The sequence below is a fragment of the Mesorhizobium sp. FG116 genome, from assembly GCF_057809835.1.
In genome coordinates this window covers 1-721 of record NZ_JBMDKS010000134.1, presented here as the reverse complement: position 1 = coordinate 721, position 721 = coordinate 1, and the positions used below count along the sequence as shown (strand labels likewise).

At 65.7% G+C, this 721-nt stretch carries 1 protein-coding gene; it reads left to right on the top strand.

The genetic code is table 11. The features are described from left to right. On the top strand, window positions 1–721 hold a 721-nt coding region (locus ACODTY_RS24115; RefSeq protein WP_488996700.1), incomplete at both ends, for an aldehyde dehydrogenase family protein.

Sequence of the window (721 nt, the reverse complement as noted above, 5' to 3'; positions counted from 1 at the left end):
TGGAACTTCCCGCTGATGATCGGCATGTGGAAGATGGCCCCGGCACTTGCCTGCGGCTGCACGCTCGTCGTCAAGCCGGCTGAGATCACGCCGCTCACCGCGCTCAAGATCGGTGAGCTTGCCCTTGAAGCGGGCTTCCCGGCAGGCGTGCTGAACGTCGTTCCGGGCTTCGGCAAGGTGGCCGGCCAGGCGTTGGTTGATCATCCCGATGTTGACAAGGTGACGTTCACGGGATCGCCGACGGTTGGCCGCCAGATCCTGCAGGGTGCTGCCGGCAATCTGAAGCGGGTGACGCTTGAGCTGGGCGGCAAGTCGGCCAACATCATCTTCCCCGACGCCGACATCGACACCGCGGTGAAGGCCGCGGGTTCGGGCATCTTCTTCAACACCGGCCAGGTCTGCTCGGCAGGCTCGCGCATCCTCGCCCATGCCGACATCTATGACGAGGTCGTCGAGCGGCTGGCGGCGCGCGCCAAGTCGATGCGCATCGGCGATCCGCTCGAAACCTCGACCTCGATGGGGCCGCTGGTGTCGGAAGTGCAGATGAACCGCGTGCTGAGCTATATCGACATCGGCCGTGGCGAAGGCGCCAGGGTGGTCACCGGCGGCGCCCGCGCCACCGACAAGGGCTACTATGTGCAGCCGACGGTGTTTGCCGGCGTCGAGCACGAGATGCGGGTGTCGCAGGAAGAGATCTTCGGCCCCGTCGCCACCGTCATCA